The organism is Neisseria sp. P0022.S010 (genome assembly GCF_051956635.1).
The window spans coordinates 1-5,104 of sequence record NZ_JBQCXF010000204.1 but is presented as its reverse complement, the minus strand read 5'-3'; the positions used below and the strand labels follow the sequence as shown (position 1 = coordinate 5,104).

General features: G+C 51.2%; 3 protein-coding genes. 2 read left to right on the top strand and 1 reads right to left on the bottom strand.

The genetic code is table 11. The features are described from left to right. Positions 1-300: 300 nt before the first annotated feature. Both clpS and clpA read left to right on the top strand, forming a co-directional pair. Positions 301-612, top strand: a complete 312-nt coding sequence (clpS, locus tag ACTHUT_RS13720; RefSeq protein WP_004520799.1) for an ATP-dependent Clp protease adapter ClpS — start codon at positions 301-303, stop codon at positions 610-612. A 3-nt stretch (positions 613-615) separates the two neighbouring features. Then, positions 616-2,895, top strand: coding sequence for an ATP-dependent Clp protease ATP-binding subunit ClpA (gene clpA / locus ACTHUT_RS13715; protein ID WP_250600142.1), 2,280 nt, complete (start codon positions 616-618; stop codon positions 2,893-2,895). Between the two features lie 66 nt (positions 2,896-2,961). Here clpA and tkt read toward each other — a convergent pair whose 3' ends face one another. Beyond that, positions 2,962-4,941: a transketolase gene (gene tkt, locus ACTHUT_RS13710; RefSeq protein ID WP_250600139.1), complete on the bottom strand. Its 1,980-nt coding sequence runs from the start codon at positions 4,939-4,941 to the stop codon at positions 2,962-2,964. Positions 4,942-5,104: the final 163 nt, after the last annotated feature.

Genomic DNA, 5,104 nt, shown 5'->3' with positions numbered 1-5,104 from the left:
AACCTTTAGCGTCGTTAAACCATTTTACGATACCGGTTGCCATTAGAAACTTCCTATACTTAAAAATTAACAAAATCAGCAAAACAAGGCATACAGCAAACTAAAACGTTCAGCGTTTCTCCCCCGTATTGCATACGCGGTCGAGTGCCAACTTCTGCTTAACTGTCTTTTTACATTTGTTAAGACAAAACGTCAAGCTATGTTTTCAAAAAAGTGGGAAAATAGAAAAAAATTGCCGAAATACAACAGAAAACGGTTTACACTCTAAAACAGGCCGTCTGAAAACTGAAACCTAAGATTATGAACCATCCGAATACCGACCACCAATCCGATACCCTGCTCAGCGATATCAACACACAGCCGCCGAAACGTTACGGCGTATTTTTATTGAACGACGATTACACCACCATGGAATTTGTCGTCGAAATCCTGACCGAAGTCTTTATGCTTACACAGGAACAAGCAGTGGCCGTCATGTTGTTGGTGCACCACGAAGGCAAAGGCCTGTGCGGCACCTATACGCGCGATATTGCGCAGACCAAGCAGCATCAGGTCATGGAACGTGCTAAAGCTGAAGGGCATCCGCTCAAATGTATAGTCGAAGAGGTTTAAATCATGCTTTCACCCGAATTGGAACACATCCTGCAACTGCTCTATCGTGAAGCACGCAACGCCCGCTATGAGTTTATCAGCTTGGAACACCTGCTTTTGGTGCTGATAGAAGAAGATGCGGCTGTGCCGAACGTCTTGAAACTATGTGGTGCGGATTTAAAAGTCCTGTCCGAGCAGCTTGCGGCCAGCGTTGCTGAAAACACGCCGCAAATTCCCGATCATCTTCTAGATACGGTAGAAACCCAGCCGACATTGGGCTTCCAACGCGTCATCCAACGGGCAATGGTGCATACCCAGTCTGCCGGCAAAGCCGCAGTAGAGCCTTTAGATATTTTGGTTGCCATGATGAGCGAATCTGAAAGCCATGCCGTTTATTTCCTCAAATTGCAATCCATTACGCGCTTTGAAGTCTTGCGTTGCATTGCCCATGGCTCGCCCGATGACGAGGATGGCAATGATTCAGACGGCCAGGGACGCGAGGGCGAGGAAGCGGAACAGAAAACCGGCTCCCTTTCCGACTACACCGTCAACCTCAACGCCGAAGTCAAAGCCGGTCGCATCGACCCCTTAATCGGCAGAAAACACGAAATGGAACGGCTGGTGCAAATCCTGTGCCGCCGCCGCAAAAACAATCCGCTTTTGGTCGGCGAAGCAGGCGTTGGCAAAACCGCGCTGGCGGAAGGCTTGGCGCATCAAATCGTCAACGGCGACATTCCCGACGCGCTCAAAGATGCTGAAGTGTACGCGCTGGATATGGGCTCGCTTTTGGCGGGTACGAAATACCGCGGCGATTTTGAAGCGCGGGTCAAATCCGTCTTGAAACAGCTCGAAAAAATCCCGCACGCCATTTTGTTCATCGATGAAATCCACACCATCATCGGCGCGGGTAGCACCAGCGGCGGCACGATGGATGCGTCCAACCTGCTCAAACCCGCGCTGGCGAAAGGCTCGCTGCGCTGCATCGGCGCGACCACCTACGACGAATACCGCACCATTTTCGACAAAGACCACGCCCTAAGCCGCCGCTTCCAAAAAATCGACGTGGTCGAACCCACCGTCGCCGAAACCGTGCAAATCCTGCGCGGCTTGAAACCGATGTTCGAAGGCTTCCATCAAGTCCGCTACACGCAAGGCGCACTCGAAGCCGCCGCCGAACTCTCCGCCCGCTACATCAACGAGCGTTTCCTGCCCGACAAAGCCATCGACGTAATGGACGAAGCAGGCGCGGCGCAACGGATTTTGCCCAAATCCAAACAGAAAAAAGTCATCGGCAAAGCGCAAATCGAAACCGTCATCGCCAAAGTCGCGCGGATTCCTGAAAAAACCGTGTCGCACGACGACAAACAAGTGCTGCAATTCCTCGGTCGCGATTTGAAAAACATGGTTTACGGTCAGGAAAACGCCATTGACGCGTTGGTTGCCGCCGTCAAAATGTCGCGTTCCGGCCTCGCCCTGCCCGACAAACCCATAGGCTGCTTCCTCTTCTCCGGCCCGACCGGCGTCGGCAAAACCGAAGTCGCCAAACAGCTTGCCTACTCGATGGGCGTACCGCTGCAACGCTTTGATATGTCCGAATACATGGAACGCCACGCCGTATCGCGCCTCATCGGCGCGCCGCCGGGCTACGTCGGCTTTGAACAAGGCGGCCTTTTGACCGAAGCCGTCAACAAACAGCCGCATTGCGTGTTGCTCTTGGACGAAATCGAAAAAGCCCACCCCGACATTTTCAACGTCCTCCTGCAAGTCATGGACGCAGGCAAACTGACCGACAACAACGGTAAGAGCGCCGATTTCCGCAACGTCATTCTGATTATGACTACCAACGCAGGCGCAGAAAGCCTCAGCCGCCCCAGCCTCGGCTTTACTGCCAAACGCGAACGCGGCGACGAAATGCAGGCAATCAACAAACTCTTCACACCAGAGTTCCGCAACCGCTTGGACGCAATTATCCCGTTTGCGCCCTTGTCCGAACCCATCATCGCCAAAGTCGTGGACAAATTCCTGCTCCAGCTCGAACACCAACTCCTCGACAAAAAAGTCGAAGCCGAATTCACACCGGCATTGCGCAAATATCTGGCGGAAAAAGGTTTCGATCCACAAATGGGTGCACGCCCAATGAACCGCCTGATTCAGGAAAAAATCCGCAAACCGCTCGCCGACGAACTTCTGTTCGGCAAACTCGCCGAAGGCGGCTTTGTACTGATAGACTGGGATGCAGCAAAAGAAGAAGCCGTGTTGAAGTTTAAGAAAAGCAAGGTCAAACCTGAAACAGAAACTGTTTAACCGACTGAAAAATAAAAGGCCGTCTGAAATTTCAGACGGCCTTTTTATCTCAATCAAAAATCTGATTTACAAAACGGATTTAACAGTGGCAACCACATTGTCTACGGTAAAGCCGAATTCTTTGAACAGCAAGTCAGCAGGTGCAGACTCGCCGAAGCGGTTGATAGCGACCACTGCACCGTTCAAACCGACGTATTTATACCAACCGTCGGCATGTCCTGCTTCTACGGCTACGCGTGGTAAGCCTTCCGGCAGAACGGCGGCTTTGTAGGCAGCATCTTGGCGGTCGAATACATTGGTAGAAGGCATGGAAACAACGCGCACGGCGATACCTTGTTCTGTCAATACCTTTTGCGCTTCCAGAGCCAACTCAACTTCAGAGCCGGTGGCGATGATAACTGCTTTGGCATTGCCTTGAGCTTCACTGATTACGTAAGCACCGCGTTTGATGTCATTCAGCTGTTGCTCATCACGCGCTTGGAATTTCAAGTTTTGACGGCTGAAAATCAAGCTGGATGGGTGATCGGCCGCTTTAACGGCTTCAGACCACGCTACCAAAGATTCAACGGTATCGCATGGACGCCATACATCCATATTTGGAATCAGGCGCAGAGTGGCAGTTTGCTCGATAGGTTGGTGGGTCGGACCGTCTTCGCCCAAACCGATGGAATCGTGGGTGAACACAAATACAGGGTTGATTTTCATCAGCGAAGCCATGCGCAAGGCGTTACGCTCGTATTCGCTGAACATCAGGAAAGTCGCGCCGAATGGTTTCACACCGCCATGCAGGGTAAGGCCGTTCATAATTGCGCCCATGCCGAACTCGCGCACGCCGTAGTGAATATAGTTGCCGCCGTGTTCGCGGGTAACGGAAACGCTGTTTGACCAGTCAGTCAGGTTGGACGGGGTTAAGTCGGCAGAACCGCCCACCAATTCAGGCAGCTCTTTTGCTAAGATTTCGATGCTGTTTTGGCTGGCTTTACGGGTGGCGATGGTTTCTGCTTTGGCGCACACTTCTTTCAATGCGGCTTGAACGTAAGCGTCGAAGTTTTCAGGCAGTTTTTTATCCATGCGGCGCACAAATTCTGCGGCTTCGGCAGGATATTTGGCTTGATATTGAGCGAAGAGTTCGTTCCATTCAGCCTCAAGTTTCGCGCCTTTTTCTTTTGCATCCCATGCTGCATAGATTTCTTGAGGGATTTCAAACGCAGGATAAGCCCAACCCAAATGTTTGCGCGTGGCTTCGATCTCGTCCGCACCCAAAGGCGCACCGTGGGTTTTATGGCTGCCTTCTTTGTTGGCACTGCCTTTACCGATTAAGGTTTTACAGCAAATCAGGGAAGGTTTGCCGGTTTCGGCTCTGGCCGCTTCAATGGCCGTCTGAATGGCATCAGTGTCATGACCGTTTACATTTGGAATCACATGCCAGCCGTAGCTTTCAAAGCGTTGCGGAATATTTTCGGTAAACCAGCCGTCTACTTTACCATCGATGGAAATATTGTTGTCATCATATAAAACAATCAATTTGCCCAAGCCCAAAGTACCGGCAAGCGAGCAGGCTTCATGCGATACGCCTTCCATCATGCAGCCGTCTCCCATGAAGACGTAGGTGTGGTGGTCAACGATGTTCAAACCGTCTTTATTGAATTCGGCAGCCAAGATTTTTTCAGCCAAAGCCATGCCCACAGCGTTGGCAATACCTTGTCCCAATGGGCCGGTTGTGGTTTCCACGCCGTCGGTATAACCATATTCCGGATGGCCGGGGGTTTTGCTGTGCAGTTGGCGGAAGTTTTTCAGATCATCAATGGAAACGTTATAGCCGGTCAGGTGCAACAGGCTGTAAAGAATCATGGAAGCATGACCATTGGAGAGGACAAAACGATCGCGGTTGTAGAATTTTGGGTTGGCCGGATTATGATTGAGGAACTTCGTCCACAATACTTCCGCCATTTCCGCCATACCCATAGGCGCACCCGGGTGGCCGGAGTTGGCTTTCTGTACGGCATCGACTGAGAGGAAACGGATTGCGTTTGCCAGTTGAGACATGGTTTGACCTTCCTTGGACAAGATTGGAAATATGAAAAAAGTGTGCCGATTATCGCCTGAATCAGCCGTGCTTTCAAGAATAGCCTTTGATATTTGCATTGTCAGACGGCATAATTTCCAATAGGCCGTCTGAAACGGACGGGATAGATGATATTAACTGTTA

Excerpts from the sequence above, each read along its gene's own strand:
- clpA (WP_250600142.1), top strand. The coding sequence starts at position 616 with ATGCTTTCACCCGAATTGGAACACATCCTGCAACTGCTCTATCGTGAA.
- tkt (WP_250600139.1), bottom strand. The coding sequence starts at position 4,941 with ATGTCTCAACTGGCAAACGCAATCCGTTTCCTCTCAGTCGATGCCGTA.
- clpS (WP_004520799.1), top strand. The coding sequence starts at position 301 with ATGAACCATCCGAATACCGACCACCAATCCGATACCCTGCTCAGCGAT.